The sequence below is a fragment of the Myxococcus sp. AB025B genome, from assembly GCF_006518215.1.
Classification (GTDB): Bacteria; Myxococcota; Myxococcia; order Myxococcales; family Myxococcaceae; genus Myxococcus; species Myxococcus fulvus.
In genome coordinates this window covers 1-15,746 of the sequence record NZ_SRLW01000091.1, presented here as the reverse complement: position 1 = coordinate 15,746, position 15,746 = coordinate 1, and the positions used below count along the sequence as shown (strand labels likewise).

15 protein-coding genes are annotated in these 15,746 nt (G+C 70.9%); 7 read left to right on the top strand and 8 right to left on the bottom strand.

Going from position 1 to position 15,746, the window contains the following annotated elements; translation table 11 throughout:
• Window positions 1–90: 90 nt before the first annotated feature.
• From FL311_RS17310 to FL311_RS17305, 3 genes are all read right to left on the bottom strand, one after another.
• Window positions 91–1,635: an MFS transporter gene (locus tag FL311_RS17310; RefSeq protein ID WP_228556919.1), complete on the bottom strand. Its 1,545-nt coding sequence runs from the start codon at window positions 1,633–1,635 to the stop codon at window positions 91–93.
• Window positions 1,636–1,841: 206 nt separating this feature from the next.
• Window positions 1,842–1,997 (bottom strand): hypothetical protein, encoded by a 156-nt coding sequence (locus tag FL311_RS44085; RefSeq protein ID WP_194869235.1) that lies wholly within the window; start codon window positions 1,995–1,997, stop codon window positions 1,842–1,844.
• 2 nt (window positions 1,998–1,999) lie between these two features.
• Entirely contained in the window at window positions 2,000–2,881 is an 882-nt protein-coding gene (locus FL311_RS17305) for a GGDEF domain-containing protein (RefSeq protein WP_046711675.1), read from the bottom strand.
• Window positions 2,882–3,107: 226 nt separating this feature from the next.
• Here FL311_RS17305 and glgC point away from each other — a divergent pair, with 226 nt between their 5' ends.
• Both glgC and FL311_RS17295 read left to right on the top strand, forming a co-directional pair.
• Window positions 3,108–4,337: a glucose-1-phosphate adenylyltransferase gene (gene glgC / locus FL311_RS17300; RefSeq protein ID WP_141326230.1), complete on the top strand. Its 1,230-nt coding sequence runs from the start codon at window positions 3,108–3,110 to the stop codon at window positions 4,335–4,337.
• A gap of 7 nt (window positions 4,338–4,344) precedes the next feature.
• A complete protein-coding gene (locus tag FL311_RS17295; RefSeq protein WP_141326229.1) occupies window positions 4,345–4,878 on the top strand; it encodes a GNAT family N-acetyltransferase in 534 nt (177 codons plus the stop codon).
• Here FL311_RS17295 and FL311_RS17290 read toward each other — a convergent pair.
• The 4 genes from FL311_RS17290 to add all read right to left on the bottom strand — a co-directional run bounded on the left by FL311_RS17290 (window position 4,871) and on the right by add (window position 9,118).
• Complete coding sequence (locus FL311_RS17290; RefSeq protein ID WP_141326228.1) at window positions 4,871–5,338, bottom strand: hypothetical protein; 468 nt, start codon at window positions 5,336–5,338, stop codon at window positions 4,871–4,873. The genes FL311_RS17295 and FL311_RS17290 overlap by 8 nt on opposite strands.
• A 128-nt stretch (window positions 5,339–5,466) precedes the next feature.
• Window positions 5,467–6,891, bottom strand: a complete 1,425-nt coding sequence (locus FL311_RS17285; protein WP_141326227.1) for an RtcB family protein — start codon at window positions 6,889–6,891, stop codon at window positions 5,467–5,469.
• Window positions 6,892–7,067: 176 nt separating this feature from the next.
• Window positions 7,068–7,847 carry an SDR family NAD(P)-dependent oxidoreductase gene (locus FL311_RS17280; RefSeq protein ID WP_141326226.1) on the bottom strand — a complete coding sequence of 260 codons (780 nt, stop codon included), beginning with the start codon at window positions 7,845–7,847 and terminating at the stop codon, window positions 7,068–7,070.
• Between the two features lie 107 nt (window positions 7,848–7,954).
• Window positions 7,955–9,118 carry an adenosine deaminase gene (gene add / locus FL311_RS17275; RefSeq protein WP_046711669.1) on the bottom strand — a complete coding sequence of 388 codons (1,164 nt, stop codon included), beginning with the start codon at window positions 9,116–9,118 and terminating at the stop codon, window positions 7,955–7,957.
• Between the two features lie 92 nt (window positions 9,119–9,210).
• Between add and FL311_RS17270 the strand changes: the two genes are divergently transcribed.
• On the top strand, window positions 9,211–10,257 hold the full coding sequence (locus FL311_RS17270) for a PQQ-binding-like beta-propeller repeat protein (protein ID WP_368668577.1): 1,047 nt from the start codon (window positions 9,211–9,213) through the stop codon (window positions 10,255–10,257).
• Window positions 10,258–10,471: 214 nt separating this feature from the next.
• Here the strand turns inward: FL311_RS17270 and FL311_RS17265 are convergent, their stop codons facing one another.
• Window positions 10,472–12,784, bottom strand: a complete 2,313-nt coding sequence (locus tag FL311_RS17265; protein ID WP_141326224.1) for an ATP-dependent helicase — start codon at window positions 12,782–12,784, stop codon at window positions 10,472–10,474.
• Window positions 12,785–12,909: 125 nt separating this feature from the next.
• On the opposite strand from FL311_RS17265, the gene FL311_RS17260 reads away from it, so the two are divergent.
• From FL311_RS17260 to FL311_RS17245, 4 genes are all read left to right on the top strand, one after another.
• Window positions 12,910–13,395: a PaaI family thioesterase gene (locus FL311_RS17260; protein ID WP_141326223.1), complete on the top strand. Its 486-nt coding sequence runs from the start codon at window positions 12,910–12,912 to the stop codon at window positions 13,393–13,395.
• A 123-nt stretch (window positions 13,396–13,518) separates the two neighbouring features.
• Window positions 13,519–14,163 (top strand): RNA polymerase sigma factor, encoded by a 645-nt coding sequence (locus FL311_RS17255; protein ID WP_228556918.1) that lies wholly within the window; start codon window positions 13,519–13,521, stop codon window positions 14,161–14,163.
• Window positions 14,156–14,704: a zf-HC2 domain-containing protein gene (locus FL311_RS17250; protein WP_141326221.1), complete on the top strand. Its 549-nt coding sequence runs from the start codon at window positions 14,156–14,158 to the stop codon at window positions 14,702–14,704. The genes FL311_RS17255 and FL311_RS17250 overlap by 8 nt, the downstream gene beginning before the upstream one ends.
• 11 nt (window positions 14,705–14,715) lie before the next feature.
• A partial coding sequence (locus FL311_RS17245; RefSeq protein ID WP_141326220.1) for an AraC family transcriptional regulator occupies window positions 14,716–15,746 on the top strand: 1,031 nt, incomplete at its 3' end.

Here is a 15,746-nt window from a genome sequence, read left to right as displayed (position 1 = left end):
CCTCTCGCGCCATCGGGATGAGCGCGTCCCTCACCGCGGACACGCACACAGGGGCGCGCCCCCGGAGTATCCCGGGAGCCCCCTGCCCTCTCAGTGCTGTCCCGCGCGCACGTTCTTGAGCATCACGGCCGCGACCACCGCGAGCGACGCGAAGACGACCACACCCAGTCCCGCCGCGATGGTGATGCCTTGCGTGAAGGACTCCCGCGCGGGCGCGAGCACCGCGTCGCGCAGCTCCGCGGGGAGCGCGGAGGTCGACGTCACGGCGCCGATGATGCTCTCCCGCACGCTGGCCGCGACGGTGTCCGAAACTCCCGCCGGCACCGCGTCCGCCATGTTCCGCCGGTAGATGGCGGTGGCGAAGCTGCCCAGGATGGCCACGCCCAGCGCCACGCCGAGCTCGCTCGCCGTCTCCGACGCGGACGCGGCCGAGCCCGCCTTCTGTGGCGGCACCGAGCCCACCACCAGGTCCGTCCCCAGCACCGCCATGGGCGCGAGCCCCATCGTCACGATGACCGAGCCGATGACCAGCACGACGGGCCCACCCACGCTGTCCACCCGGGACATCACCAGGTAGCCCACGCTGGAGAGCGCCAGTCCCGCCGCCATGACGTAGCCCGGCCGCATGCGGCGCACGACGAAGGGCCCCAGCGACGAGCCCACCATCATCCCCAGCATCTGCGGCACCATCCACATCCCCGCCTCCAGCGGCGTGCGCCCCGCCACCATCTGGAGGTAGAGCGGCACCAGCAACCCCATCCCGCCGGTGACGATGGCCACCAGCAGCAGGATGAGCAGCGTGGAGCTGAACGCGCGATTGGCGAACAGCCTCGGGTCCAGCAGCGGGTGCTCCAGCGTCAGCTGCCGCCGCACGAACACCAGGCCCATCCCGAGCCCCACCACCAACGCGACGAAGGCCTCCGCCTGCCAGCCGTGCCGCGCCAGCTCCTTGATGCCGTAGATGGTCGGCAGGATGGCCGCGAGCGACAGCACCACGCTCGTCAGCTCCAGCCTCCCCGCCGAGGCATCCCGGTACTCGGGCAGCAGCGCGGGCGCCGTCAGAAGCAGCACCCCCATCACCGGCACGCCCAACAGCAGCGCCGCGCCCCACCAGAAGTGCTCCAGCATCCAGCCCCCGAGCAGCGGCGCGATGACCATGCCGATGAGGAAGCAGTTGAGCCATACGGCGATGGCCACCGAGCGCTGGCCCGGCGCCTGGAACATGTTGCTGATGAGCGCCAGCGTGGAGGGCATCAGCGTGGCCCCCGCGATGCCCAGCGCCGCGCGCGCCGCGATGAGCATCTCCGGGCTGCGCGAGTACGCCGCCACCACCGACGCCACGCAGAACCCCGCGGCCCCCATCAAGAGCAGCTTGCGCCGGCCGATGCGGTCCCCCAGCGTGCCCATCGTCACCAGCAGCCCGGAGAGCATGAAGCCGTAGATGTCCATGATCCACAGCTGCTGCGTGCTGCTCGCGCCCAATTGGGAGCTGAGCTGCGGCAGGGCCAGGTACAGCACCGTCACATCCACCGAGATGAGCAGCGTGGGCAGCACGAGCACCGCCAGCCCCGTCCACTCCCGCCGTCCCGCCCGCGCGGGCACCGGGCTCGCCATGTCCTGCTCCGTCGTCAGCATCGTGGGTCCCCCCGCTCTCGCGGCGAAGCGCTGCCTCGGGATGCCCCAGGTCGGCGCCGAGCCCGCCGACGGCCACGTCGCCGACTCCTGACAACACACCCCTGGCGGCCCGGACACGAGCGCGCCTCTTCCAGGTCCTGTCGATTCAGTCGGGACCGCGCCGTCACGGAGGGGGCCTCGGGAGAAGAGGCCGTCCGCTCCGGAGGCTAGCGGCCCACCGTCTGGCGGGCGCGCTCCACCATCCGCCCCGCCCAGGGCTCCGAGCGGTGGCTCCACACCCAGGCCGCGCCGAGGAAGCTCAAGCCGAGCAGCACGAGCACCAGCCGCGCGAGCACCGAGGGCCCCGCTTCAGCCTGCGCCATGCTCAGCCCACCACCTTGTTACGGCCGGTCTTCTTCGCCTTGTACAGGTTGGCGTCCGCGACCTTGATGAAGTGCGTGGGCTCCGTCATGTCGCCGGTCATCTCCGCCACGCCGATGGAGATGGTCACCGGAATCTCCTTCTCGTCGTAGACAAACGCCTTCTCCGCGATGAGCTTGCGAATCTTCTCCGCGAACAGGCGCGCCTTGTCCGGCCCGTCCTCGGGGATGACCACGGCGAACTCCTCGCCGCCGTAGCGCGCGAAGCACTGCTCGCGGCGCACCAGCCGCTTGACGGACTGGGCCAGCTCCCGCAGCACGTAGTCCCCGGCCAGGTGCCCGTGGACGTCGTTGATCTGCTTGAAGTGGTCGATGTCGAACATCATCAGCGACAACGTGCCCTTGTACCGGCTGGAGCGCCCCATCTCCCGCTCGAGGTACTCGAGGAAGAAGCGCTTGTTGTTCACGCCGGTGAGGCCGTCCGCGATGGTCAGCGTGTAGATGGTCTCGTGGTACTGGGTCTCGATGTTGTCGCCATCGAGGAACTTGAAGATGGAGCCGCCGACCTTGATGAGGTCGCCGCTGCGCAGGGGCTGGGCCTGGAGCACCTCCTGGTCGTTCAGGTAGGTGCCGTTGGTGGAGCCCAGATCCTCCACCAGCATCTTCCCGCCCCGCCCCAGCACGCGGGCGTGCCGGCGGGAGACGTTGTCCAGGTCCACCACGATGTGGTTGTGCTGGTCCCGGCCAATGGTCAGCTCGGAGTCGTCGACAAGGTACTTCTTGCCGAGCTCCGGGCCGTGGATCTGCACGAGGCAGCACTCGGTGCTGCGCTCCGGGCGCAGATCCAGGGAGGAAATCTTGGTGACGCGCGTTTCGTCGCCTGACATCGCCGCCAAGGCTAGCACGACCCCGTTTTCGGAAGCCAAGCAACCCAGGTGGGAACCGTGCTTCCCGGCGCCCTGCCGGAGCCCCGGGGGCGCCGATGTCCCACATCTGGGGAGTCCGGCCTGGTGAAGAGGACGTGGGCGGGCGGTTGGGCACTCAACGAAGGCAGCCGAGCAGGCCTCGGCGCCCTTGTCGCCCGAGGGGGGCGGACTAACGTCCGGCCCACCTATGTCCAAAGTCCTGGCGATGATTCTTGCGGGCGGCGCTGGCACGCGCCTGGAGCCCCTCACCCGTGAGCGGGCCAAGCCCGCCGTCCCCTTCGGGGGGCGCTACCGCATCATCGATTTCGCCCTGTCGAACTTCACCAACTCCGGCGTCTACCGCGTCAAGGTCCTCACCCAGTACAAGAGCGACTCGCTCAACAACCACCTGTCCCGCGCCTGGCGGATGTCGGCCTTCCTGGGCCACTACGTGGAAGCCGTGCCCGCGCAGATGCGGACCGGCGTGGACTGGTACAAGGGCAGCGCGGACGCCATCTACCAGAACCTCAACATCATCACGGACGAGGAGCCCGACTTCATCTTCGTCTTCGGCGCGGACCACGTGTACCGGATGGACACGCGGCAGATGCTCGACTTCCACGTGTCCAAGCGCGCCGCGTGCACGGTGGCCGCCATCCCCGTGCCCATCGAGCAGGGCCGCGAGTTCGGCATCATCGACGTGGGCCCCGACGGGCGCATGCGCCAGTTCCTGGAGAAGCCCAAGGACCCGCCGCCCATGCCGGGCAACCCGAAGATGTGCCTGGCCTCCATGGGCAACTACCTCTTCACCACGGAGGTCCTGGTGCAGGAGGTGGTGCGTGACGCCGCCAACGAGGCGAGCGCGCACGACTTCGGCAAGTCCATCATCAGCGAGCTCTACAAGTACGCGCCGGTGTACGTGTACGACTTCGCCACCAACGAGATTGCCGGGCAGGAGGGCAAGGAGCGCGGCTACTGGCGGGACGTGGGGAACATCGACGTGTACTACCAGTCCAACATGGAGCTGGTGGAGGTGGACCCCATCTTCAACCTCTACAACGACCGCTGGCCCATCCACACGCAGGCCAACAACTACCCGCCGGCCAAGTTCGTGTTCGCGGACCAGGACAACCAGCGGGTCGGCCACGCCACGGACTCGCTCATCGCCGAGGGCTGCATCATCTCCGGCGGCAAGGTGAACCGCTCCGTGCTGTCCCCGAAGGTGCGCGTCAACTCCTACTCGGAGGTGGAGGCGTCCATCCTCTTCGAGAACGTCACCATCGGCCGCAGGAGCCGCATCCGCAAGGCCATCATCGACAAGAACGTGGAGATTCCGCCGGGCACGACGATTGGCTACGACCCGGTGGAGGACAAGCGGCGCTTCCACGTCACGCCGGATGGCGTGGTGGTGATTCCCAAGGGCATGAAGGTGACGTGAGGCGGCCATGGGCGCGTCGGGCGGGCTCCACCTTCGGCCAGCACGGGACTCGGACCGGCGCGCCCTGTGGCGCGTCCACACCGAGGCGGTGGGGACGTTGTGTCAGGGCGTCTATGCGCCCGACGAGCTGAGCACCTGGGTGCGGCTGTTGCGGCCGGAGGGCTATCTGCGCCCGGACCGGCCGCGCACCGTGCTGGTGGCGGAGCGGGACCGGCGGCTGGTGGGCTTCGGCCAGCTGGACCCGCTCAACGGGGAGCTGGAGGCGCTGTATGTGCTTCCGGACCAGGTGGGCCACGGCGTGGGCACCCGCCTGCTCGCCGCGCTGGAGTCGGTGGCCTGGGGCGGAGGGAGTCCCCAGGTGGGCCTGGACGCGAGCCTCAACGCGGAGGACTTCTACCGTCACCGGGGCTACGTGTCGCTGCACGAGGCGCGGCGGCCCCTGACGGCGCGGGTGCAATTGGCCTGCGTGCGGATGCAGAAGCGCAGGCCCGTGCTGCCGACGCGCCGTGGGGCCACCACGGGAGCACCCGCCCCTATCTGAAGGCGGCCTTCACCTCGGGCTTGAAGAGCACCACCAGGGCCCAGATGCTGATGGGGAGCGCCAGGCAGCCACAGGTGCCACAGCATGGCACCAGTGACGCGAAGCCACCGGCCACCGCGAGCCCCCAGTTCTGGAGCTGCTTCATCTTCAGCGCGCCGAAGAAGGCGAGCGCGTTGAGGAGGATGACGGGGCCGTACCACATGAGCCGGCCCGCGAAGGAGGTGGTGGAGGTGAGCAGGGCGCGGTTCTGCTCCATCGCGTCGCGATAGGGCGCGAGCGCCGGGTTGTTGAAGAGCTGCTCCATGTCATCCGGGTTCACCGGCGACAGCAGGCTGAACATGGCCCACAGCAGGCTCACGCCGGCCAGCACCATGAGCAGGATGGCCGGAACCGACACGGCGTCCTTGGGGTTGGAGCGAGGAAAGCCGTCTCCCGCGGGAGCTCCGTAGGTGTTCTCCATGTCCGTGTCTCTCCCTTGCTGCGTGAAGGGTGGGCCCGGGCCCACGCGCGTGGGGCGCATTCCAGCCAGGGGACGGGGCGTGGACCAAGGAAAATGGCACGCCGCCGTCCCCGGACTGTCGTTGTAGCTCAGGCCTTGAAGGTGAGCAGCGGGGCCAGCCGGGCCACTTCGCGGACGATGCCGGCCTCCACCTGGGAGTCCACCACCGGACGGATGGGCTTGTAGGCGGCGGGGGCCTCCTCCACCCGGCGCTCGGCGCGCAGGGAGATGCAGTCCACGCCCGACAGGCCCAGCGCGGCCTCGCTGTGGTCCGCTCCGCCGCGCGACATGGAGAAGCGCGAGCGGGCGCGGCCCGCCCCGTGCGACGCGGACTCGAGCGAGCGCGCGTCGCCGCACCCCACCATGAGGAAGGACGTGGCACCCATGGAGCCGGGGATGATGACGGGCTGTCCGTCGCCCGCGGGGCAGGCCCCCTTGCGCGCCAGCCACCCGCCCTCGTACGGGAGCGTGAGGTTGTGGGGCACGTCGTAGACGAGCGGCGCCTCCACGTCCCCGAACAGCTCGCGGAGCGTCTGGCGCAACAGCTCCGCGAGCAGCAGCCGGTTGAGGAAGGCGTAGTTGGCGGCGGTGGCCTCGGCCTCCAGGTAGCCAGCGACGAGCGCCTCGTCGGCGAGCGGGAGGATGCCGCTCTCCGGGAAGGGCGCGCCCTGGGGCCAGGCCTTGCGCGTGCGCTCCCGCCAGGCCACCCCCACGTGCTTGCCCACGTCCCGGCTGCCCGAGTGAATCATGAACGCGAGCTGGCCTTCACGCACGCCCCACGCCCAGGCCCGCGCGCGGTCCTCGACGGCCTCCACGCGCTGCACCTCGACGAAGTGGTTGCCTCCGCCGATGGTGGCCAGGCCCGCGTCGCGCACCACGCCCTCCCGGGTGAGCGCGTCCGGTGCCCAGGTCGGGTCGCCGTGCAGCGCGCCGCCCAGGTGGATGCGGGCCACCTCCGCGTCGAGCTGCGCCAGGTCCGCGGTGCGAGCGCAGCCCAGCGGCGTGTCCAGCGTCTCCAGCAGCCAGCCGGGGAGGCCGTCACGCAGGAGCGCGGTGGAGGCGCGCGAGGACATGGCGACGTCCCGCGTGCCGAAGAAGTAGTGGCCCTTCATGCGCTCGACGAAGTCGTCCCGGCGGGAGAGGAAGTCCTCCACCGACAGGTCGGCGACGTGCAGGCGCATGCCGCAGTTGATGTCGGTGCCCACGGCGCCGGGGACGACGAGCCCCCGCGTGTGCAGCACCGAGCCGATGGCCACGCCGGAGTCACCCGGGTGGAAGTCGGGGGTGGCGCGCACGCGGAGGACCTCTCCGCCGCCCGGGTGCTTCAGGGCCGCGAGGTGCGCGAGTTGTTGGAAGGCCTTGCCCTCGACGGGCAGGTCCGGGGGGAGGAGCACCTCGGCGGGCGGCGCGTTCGCGTCACCCAGGAGGCGCACGGAGTAGAGGCGACCGTCATAGGTCACCTCGAGCCCCTCGCGGGCAAGCGCCCGCAGGAGCCGATTCAGTTTCGGCTGCATGACCCAACTCGGGAATGCCCCGAGGGCTCACGTACGAGCGCCCCGGGGGGACGTGGCGGAGGAGATGGTGGACCTTGGGTCAGCAGCCGCGGTCGCCGGACGGCCCGAAGGCCATCCTCAGCGCGCAGGGACGCCGTGGGTCCACGAACCTGACGATGTCCCTCGCCCGGGCGCTACTACGTCGCGCCGGACAGGCCCCCATCCACGTTGATGGCCGCGCCGCTGATGTAGCCACCGCGCGGCGACAGCAGGAAGGCCACCACGTCGGCGAACTCGTCCGCGCGGCCCACGCGCCCCAGGGGGATGCCCGCGTTGCGCGCCATCTCCGCCTGGAACGTCTCCACCGGCTTGCCCAGCTCCTGCGCCCGGCGCACCCACTGGCCGCTCTCGATGATGCCCACCAGCACCGCGTTGACGCGGATGTTGCGCGACCCCAGTTCCTTCGACAGCGCCTTGGTGAGCGCCAGGCCCGCGGCGCGAGACACCGACGACGGCGTCGACTGCGCACCCGGCGTCTTCGCCCCAATCGCCAGCACGTTGACGATGGCGCCACCACCCGCCTCGCCCAGCAGCGGCAGCACATGGCGCGACGCGCGCACGGCCGCGAACAACTTGAGCTGCAGGTCCGCTTCCCACTCCGCGTCCGACACCGACGCGAAGGGCCGCGCCGCCGCGGTGCCGGCGTTGTTCACCAACGCGTCCACCCTGCCCCACCGCGCATGCGCGGCGTCGACGAAGTGCTCCACCTCCCACGCCTTGGACACGTCCGCCTGCACCGCGAGCACGTCCCCGCCCTCGGCCCTCAGCGCCTCGGCCGTGGCCGTCAGTCGCTCCGCGCCCCGGGCGCAGAGGGCCACCTTCGCCCCCTCGCGCACGAGCCGCCGGGCCACCGCCGCCCCCAGCCCGTCCGAGCCCCCCGTCACCAGCACCACCTTGCCACCCAGCTCCAGGTCCACGTGCGCCTCCGTCCCGGGCCATGACACCAGGAGGCCCGGGAGAGCGCCACCTGCCTGGCCACCGCCGCGCGGCCGATGACGCCGCGCGCACGGTGGAGGCTACGCCATCACGCCGGCTGCTTCACCGGCACATGCCGCTTCTTGTCGAAGGCCACCAACGTGTTGGCGATCTCCTCGTTCACCAGCCGCAGCATGTCCTGCTTCTCCCGGAACGGGAGGAAGGCGCTCTTGAAGCCGGAGACGATGATGGTCGCCAGGTCGTCCAGCGACAGCCCCAGCTCCTTGTGCGCCACCCACAGCTCCTTCGTCACCGTGGTGTCGGTGATGAGGCGGTTGTCGGTGTTGATGGTCACCCGCAGGCCGTAGTCGAAGTAGAACTTCAGCGGGTGCGCCTGGAGGCTGGACACCGCGCCCGTCTGCACGTTGGACGTGGGGCAGACCTCCAGCGGAATCCGGTGGTCGTTGACGTAGTTGAGCAGGTCCCCGTCCTCGCGCAGCCGCGTGCCGTGGCCGATGCGGTGCGAGCCCAGGTTGTGGATGGCCTGGGAGATGGACTCGGGGCCGTACGCCTCACCGGCGTGCGCGGTGCAGTTGACGTTGTTCTTGAGGATGAGCTGGAAGGCGTCCTTGTGGTCCTTGGCGGGGAAGCTCGCCTCGGCGCCGGCCAGGTCGAAGCCGATGACGCCCCGGTTCTTGTAGGCCACCGACAGCTCCGCCAGCCGCATGGACGTCTGCGGGTTGATGTGGCGGATGCCGCAGACGATGACGCCGCACTTGATGCCCGTCTCGCGCTTGGCCACGCGCAGGCCCTCGAGCACCGAGTCGATGACCGTGGTCATCTTCAGGCCCTTCTGCAGGTGCAGCGCGGGCGAGTAGCGCACCTCCAGCCAGCGCACGTTCTCCGCCGCCGCGTCCACCGCCAGCTCGTACGCCGCGCGGTAGAGCGCGTCCGCCGTCTGGAGCACCGAGAGCGTCACGTCGAACGCGACCAGGTACTCCTCCAGGCTCTTGCACACCTCCCCCATGTGGATGGCGCGCGCCAGGCCGTCCTCGGTGTCCGCGGGCAGCTTCACCTTCTGCTGCTCGGCCAGCTCGAGGATGGTCTTCACCCGCATGGAGCCATCCAGGTGGCAATGCAGGTCCGTCTTGGGGAGCGCGTGCAGCAGTTCCTCCGTCACCGCCAGCGTGGGGGGCGGGACGAAGTCCGTCCGCCGGGCTCCAGAAGGGATGCCGGTGGCGCTGGGAATCTCGTCGTCACGAATCGTAGGCATGGTCGAATTTCCTTCCTTACGCCATCCTCCAAACCATGTCGCCCCGCGCGTGTCCATGCAGGCACACCCTCCTCGCCCTGGCCCTGACATTGGTGTCGGCCGCGGGGTGTCGAGAACCCGCGCAGACGGCCTTCCGGTACTCCACGGATGCATCCTCCCGCGCGGGCCTGACGCCGCTGTCCGACGGGGTCCTCACCGGCAACGAGGCCGGCGCCGTGGTGCGCCTGGACCGGACGGGCACCCTCCTATGGCGGGTGACCCTGGGTCGCGAGGTGGCCACGCGCCCCGTCGTGGCGGGCGACAGCGTCATCGCCGGGACGGTGGCCGGGGACCTGGTGTCCCTCTCCCTGGCGGACGGCTCGGAGCGCTGGCGCATCACCGGTGAGCCCCCCGTCCTGACGCCCCTCGTCGTGGCTCCGGGCGGGCAGTCCCTCTTCGTGGTGGCCCCGGATGGCGCGGTGCGTTCGCTCGCGGCGGACACCGGGAAGGTCCGCTGGAGGACCCCCGCGCCCAAGTCCGCCGAGCCTCCACCAGAGTCGAGCCGGGGCCTCCCCGCGCCAGTGCTGGCCGACGGACGGCTCGTCGTCGCGCTCGGCGGCGCGGGCCTCGTGGCCCTGGCCGTGGCGGACGGCGCCACGCTCTGGCGGCAGGCCACGGAGGACGTGCTCGGCCTGGAGGCGGAGGGTGACGTCCTGTTCCTCGGCACGAAGGCGTCCCAGGTCCGGGCCCTCCGCGCGAAGGACGGCGGGATGCTCTGGGAGAAGACCGTGGCGGACTCGCTCACGGGCCCGCCGTCCCTGGCGCTGGGCATGTTGTGGGTGGGCGCGCGGACGCAGGGCGCGCCGGTGCTGGTGGGGCTCTCTGCGTCGGACGGGAAGGAGCTGGCGCGCATGGGTCTGCCCGACCCGCTCACCACGCGCGTGGCCGAGGCCATCGGGGAGCTGCTCCTGGTGCCCACGCAGGGACGGCAGGGGCGGCTGGTGGCACTCAAGCGTCCGACGTGGGAGCGCGCGTTCTCCCTGCGCACCGACACGGCGCTGCGCTCGCCGCCGGTGGTCCAGGGGGACCAGGTGTTCGTGCTCGGACAGGACGGGCGGGTGCTGTCCTGGAAGCTGCGCCCGCTCGAGAACAGTCCCTGAGGCGAACCCTGTCTGTCAGACGCCTTCGTGCCAGCGCGTCCCTGCCGGAATCCGCGCCCGTCCGACGAGGCCTTACACGCTCAGGACTCTGCTGGTTCGAATCCAGCCTCCTCCATTCACGTGGAGGGGTAGCCAAATGGTCAAGGCACCAGATTAAAAACCTGGCAGTCGACCCTCATGGCTTCCTCACTCGGGCGCGGACTGCCCCACCCCGCTACCCTGGCATCAGGAAGCGGGCGATGACGCGCTTGAGGCCCACGGCGCCGCCGAACTCCACCGTCACCTTCGCGTTGGGCCCCGTGCCGTCCGCGGCGACGATGCGGCCCACGCCGAACTGCTCGTGCCGCACGCGCATGCCGCGCACGTCGCCGCTCACCCCGTCCATGTCCGACGCCTGCGAGTAGGAGCGGTCGATGCGCGGACCGTCGTCCTCGTCCCAGGTCCGCTTGCGCGGCGCCGCCATGGGGGCGGGCCGGGGCGGCTCCGGGATGTCCTGCTCGCTGATGCCGAACAGCTTGGGAGGCACGTCGCGCAGGAAGCGGCTGGGCGGGTTGTAGCGCAGCTCACCGAACAGCGAGCGGCACTGCGCCAGGCTCACGAAGAGCCGCTTGCGCGCGCGCGTGAAGCCCACGTAGCAGAGCCGCCGCTCCTCGGCCATCTCCTCGCCGTTGTCCGGGTCCTCGCCCTTGAGCGCGCGCGAGTGCGGGAAGACGCCGTCCTCCAGCCCCGTGAGGAACACCGCGTCGAACTCCAGCCCCTTCGCCGCGTGCAGCGTCATCAACGCCACCCGGCCCTCGCCCACCTCCGCGTCCGCGTCGCCCACCAGCGAAATCTGCTCGAGGAACGCCTGCAGCGGGGGCGTGTCCGCCGACAGGGGCGCCGCGTCCACCTCCGGAGGCACCTCGACCTGAGGCCCGGACGCCGCGGCCACCGCCGCCGCCGCGCGGTTCAGGTCGAACTCCTGCGCGGCGCCCAGGAACTCGCGGAGGTTCTCCGCCCGCGTCGTCGACTCGTCGCTGCCCTCGGCGACCAGCGTCTCCACCAGCTTCGTCTCGCGGAGCATCTCGTCCACCGCGCTCGCCGCGTCCGTCGTCCCCTGCGCGTAGCGGTGCAGGGACTCCAGCAGCCCGTGGAAGGTGCGCAGCCGCTTCACCGCGGTGGTGTTGAGCGCGGGGATGAGCCCGGGCTCGGCGAGCACTTCGTAGAGGCTCTGGTTGCGGGTGTTCGCGTGGTCCACCACCCGCTCCACCGTGGTGTCGCCGATGCCGCGCGCCGGCGTGTTGATGATGCGCAAGAGGTCCGCGTCCGAGCGCGGGTTCACCATCAACCGCAGGTACGCGGACGCGTCCCGCACCTCGGCCCGGTCATAGAAGCTGCGCCCGCTCACCAGCGTGTACGGCACGCGCGCCAGCCGCAGCGCCTCCTCCAGCACGCGGCTCTGCGCGTTGACGCGGTAGAACACCGCCATGCTGGAGAACTTGATGAAGCCCTCCCGCTGGAGCGCGAGAATCTGCCGCGCGACCTCCTGCGCCTCCATCCGCTCGTCGCGGTTGAGCATCAGCTGGAGCGTCTGGCCCGCGGGCCGGTCCGACCACAGCTTCTTCTCCATCCGGCGCGTGTTCTTCCGGATGACCTCGTAGGCCGCGTCCAGGATGTTGCGGTCCGAGCGATAGTTCTGCTCGAGCTTCACCACCTTGGCGCCTGGGTACTCGCGCGGGAAGTTGAGGATGTTGTCCACGTCCGCGCCGCGCCAGCGGTAGATGGACTGGTCGTCGTCACCCACGACGACCAGGTTCGCCGAGGGCGGCGGCGCCAGCTGCTTGAGCAGCGCGTACTGCACGGGGTTGGTGTCCTGGAACTCGTCCACCAGCACGTGGTGGAAGCGCCGGCGGTAGTTCTCCAGCACCTCCGGCCGCTTGCGGAAGAGCGTCACCAGCAAGAGCAGCAGGTCCCCGAAGTCCACCGCGTTGGCCGCGCGCAGGCGCTCCTGGTACGCGTGGTAGACGCGCTGGACGAGCAGCCCGCGCTCGTCCCCGGGCTCCACCTCCATGTCCTCGGGCAGCCGGGCCTGGTTCTTCTCCTGGTCGATGCGGCTCAGGATTTCGCGCGGCTGCATGGACTGCTCCAGCCCCGCCTCGCGCATGGCGCGCTTGACGACGTTGAGCTGGTCGCCGTCGTCGTAGATGACGAACGAGCGGGTGAGCCCCACGTGCTCCGCCTCCCGGCGAAGAATCATCGCCGCCGAGGAGTGGAACGTGCTCACCACCAGGTCGTTCGCCTGACGCCCCAGCAGCTGCACCAGGCGCTCGCGCATCTCGCGCGCCGCCTTGTTGGTGAAGGTGACGGCGAGGATGCGCCAGGGAAACACCTCGTGGACCTTCACCAGGTACGCCACCCGGCGGGTGATGACGCGCGTCTTGCCGCTGCCCGCGCCCGACAGGACGAGGAGCGGGCCGCCGTGGTGCAGCACGGCCTCGCGCTGGGGGTCATTCAGGTCTTCGAGGAGGGCGGATTCGTGGGCGTTCACGGGCGACTCGGGGGGAGCCCCTGCTTCTAACGTCTTTCACCGTCCGGTGGGCGTCCTTCCGCACCCCCTGACACGCCCGGCCGGTCCCTCGGGCGCCGAGGCTCGGGTATATAGGGCCGGACATCATGTCCGACGCCCCCTCCGTCCCCCCGGCGAAGCCCTCCCAGGCCGCGCTGGACCGCTACGCCGAGCTGTTCAACCAGAGCCTCACCCTGCGCCACTTCGGCGCCCAGGTCGCCTTCCCGGAGGGTCGCAAGGTGGTGGTCACCATCCCCGAGCTCAAGCCCGAACACCGCGGCGGCGTGGGCAGCGCCGCGGCCGTCAACGGCGGCATCCTCGCCGCCCTCTTCGACTACGCCATCGGCACCAGCGGCGCGCTGGTGGACCCGTCCCGGAGATGCGCCACCGTGCAGCTCTCCATGAGCTTCCAGCGCCCCGTCACCGGCGACCACCTGCGCGTGGAGGCCGAAATCGACAGCCAGGGCCTCACCCTGCTGTTCGCCACCGCCCGCGTCTACGACAGCGAGAACCGCGTCTGCGGCCAGTGCCAGGGCGTCGTCCGCCTCTCCAACCTCCCCTGGCCCTCGGGGGAAAGCCCCGCCGCGAACTGACCTTTGGCCACCCCTCCGCACATCCTGCTGGCGCCCGGCGATATGTCCGCCACGGACGTACGTTCCCCGGAGACCGGGGAGCGGCCAGAGCCCCCAGACGCAGCAGAGCGACGGGAAGACGGCATGAATGCAGCCGTGCAGGGCCTGCGGATGACGACGGTTCGACTAGCGAGGGAAGCCGAGGAGCCGATGGAGGCGGCGCGCGGGGCGGACGAGGAGGTCCTGGCGCGCAAGGCGCTCGCCGGCGACCGGTCCGCCTGGGACGCGTTGGTTGCGCGCCACCACCGCCGCGTCGTGGTATCGCTCCTGGCCCGGGGCGTCCGGGTGGACCGGGCCCACGAGCTCGCCCAGGAGACGTGGGCGAGGCTCATCCAACAACAGCAGCGTGGGCTGCTGACGGAGCTGCGCCTGCCCAACCTCGCCCTCACCCAGGCGGCCTTCCTGGCCGCGGACGATGCCCGCCGGGCCCGGCGAGAGTCCATCTCCGGGGCGGTGGAGGAATTGCCCGAGCGTCAGCATCCGGTGGACCCGGCCGTGTCCGCCGAGCGTCGTCTGCTGTCCGAGGAACAACTGTCCCGCGCCCATGCCGCGCTCGCCCAGGTGTCGCCGAGCGCGCGGAGCGTCTTCCTCCTGGCCTGTGACGGCCAGGAGCTACCCCATGCCGAAGTCGCCGCGAAAGTCGGACTCTCCGTCCAGCGCGTGCGGCAGATCCTGTGCGAGGTGCGCAAGAAGCTGCGCTCCGCGCTCGAGGAGGAGACCCATGCTTAAGCCCCACCTGACCCGCGACTCCGCGGAGCAGTACATCCTGGGCGCGCTCGCCCCGGAGAAGGCGGCGGCGTTGGAGGCCCACACGCTGGAGTGTGAGCCTTGCGCCCTGCTGCTGCAGGAAGAGGCGCTCCTGTCCGAACAGCTCAACGAGGTCGCCCAGGACTGGAGCGTCCGCGAGGAGCGCGTGGCGCGTCCCGCGCGCTGGCACGCGCGCCGCGCGGCCGCGGGCGTCGCCATCGCGGCCCTGGCGGCCTCGCTGGCCCTGGTGCTGCTGCCCGGGGGCAAGGCCACGCAGTCGCGGGAGCTGGAACCCGGGGAGGCGCTGCCGCCCACACTGACGCTCGGACTGGAGGAGGACCTTCCGGCGACGAACGTGGTGGCCTGCCCGGACCTGGCCACGCAGGCGTTCTGCACGCGCAAGGCGGCGGAGCGGGGCCTGCTGGTCATGACCCCCTCGGGCATCGCCGAGGTCCCCCGCTATGAGGCCCGGACGGGTCTCCCCGAGGGCGCGCTGAGCGCGCGCCAGCCCGTGTCGCTGTGAGGACGCCCGCCATGGACTTCCGGAAGAATCTCGCCGCCCTGCTGCTCGCCCTGGCCGCGCCCGCGGCCCTGGCCGAGCCGTCGGGCAGCACGCCGAAGCTGCCGGTGGGCTGGTACGTCACCGAGAGCGCCCCCAAGCGCTACGAGGCGGGCGTGGACACCAGCGCCCCGTGCGAGGGCAGCCGCAGCGCGTACCTGCGCTCGCTGAGCCACGACGAGGCGGGCTACGGCACCTTCATGCAGGCCTTCGGCGCGCAGGACTTCCGCGGCAAGCGGCTGCGCTTCTCCGCCGCCACACGCGTGAAGGACGTGGATGGCTGGGCGGGGCTGTGGATGCGCGTGGAGGGGCCGGACCCCAAGCAGCCGCTCGCCTTCGACAACATGCAGTCGCGCGCGCTCGTGGGCACCCGCGGCTGCAAGCGCCACGAGGTGGTGCTGGACGTGCCCAAGGAGGCCACCACCATCATGGCGGGCCTCATCATGAGCGGCACGGGCCAGGCGTGGCTGGACGGCGTGCGCTTCGAGGTGGTGGACGAGTCGGTCGCCGTGACGGACCTGCTCGCCTCGCGCCCGCTGGTGGCCTCCACCGGCCCCGCCGGCCTGGACGAGCCCACGCCGGTCGCGAAGAACGACCAGCTCCCCGTGGGCCGCGTGGGTGACATCTGGTTCAACAACGGCCGCATCGCGGCGGCCAAGCCGTACACGCGGCGCCAGGACGGCGTCTGGGTCAGCATCCTCTCCGAGGAGATCTACGAGCACGGCATCGCCGTGACGGGCACCTTCGGCCAGCGGCAGGTGGACCTCCGCGTGAAGGCCGGCACGTCGCTCACGCACATCGAGGGCAGCTGGGGCGAGGAGCCCGTCAGCATCCAGCTCAGCCCGGACGCGCTCACCATGAAGTGGGGACGGCTGGCGCGGCAGCTGAAGCGGGACAAGGACGCGCCGGTGGACAGCACCTGCAACCGCTATGTGACGACCGAGGGTCCGCGCGTCCTGGACCTCGTCGACGTGTGCGGCGCCGCGCTGAGCACCCGCCCGCCCAC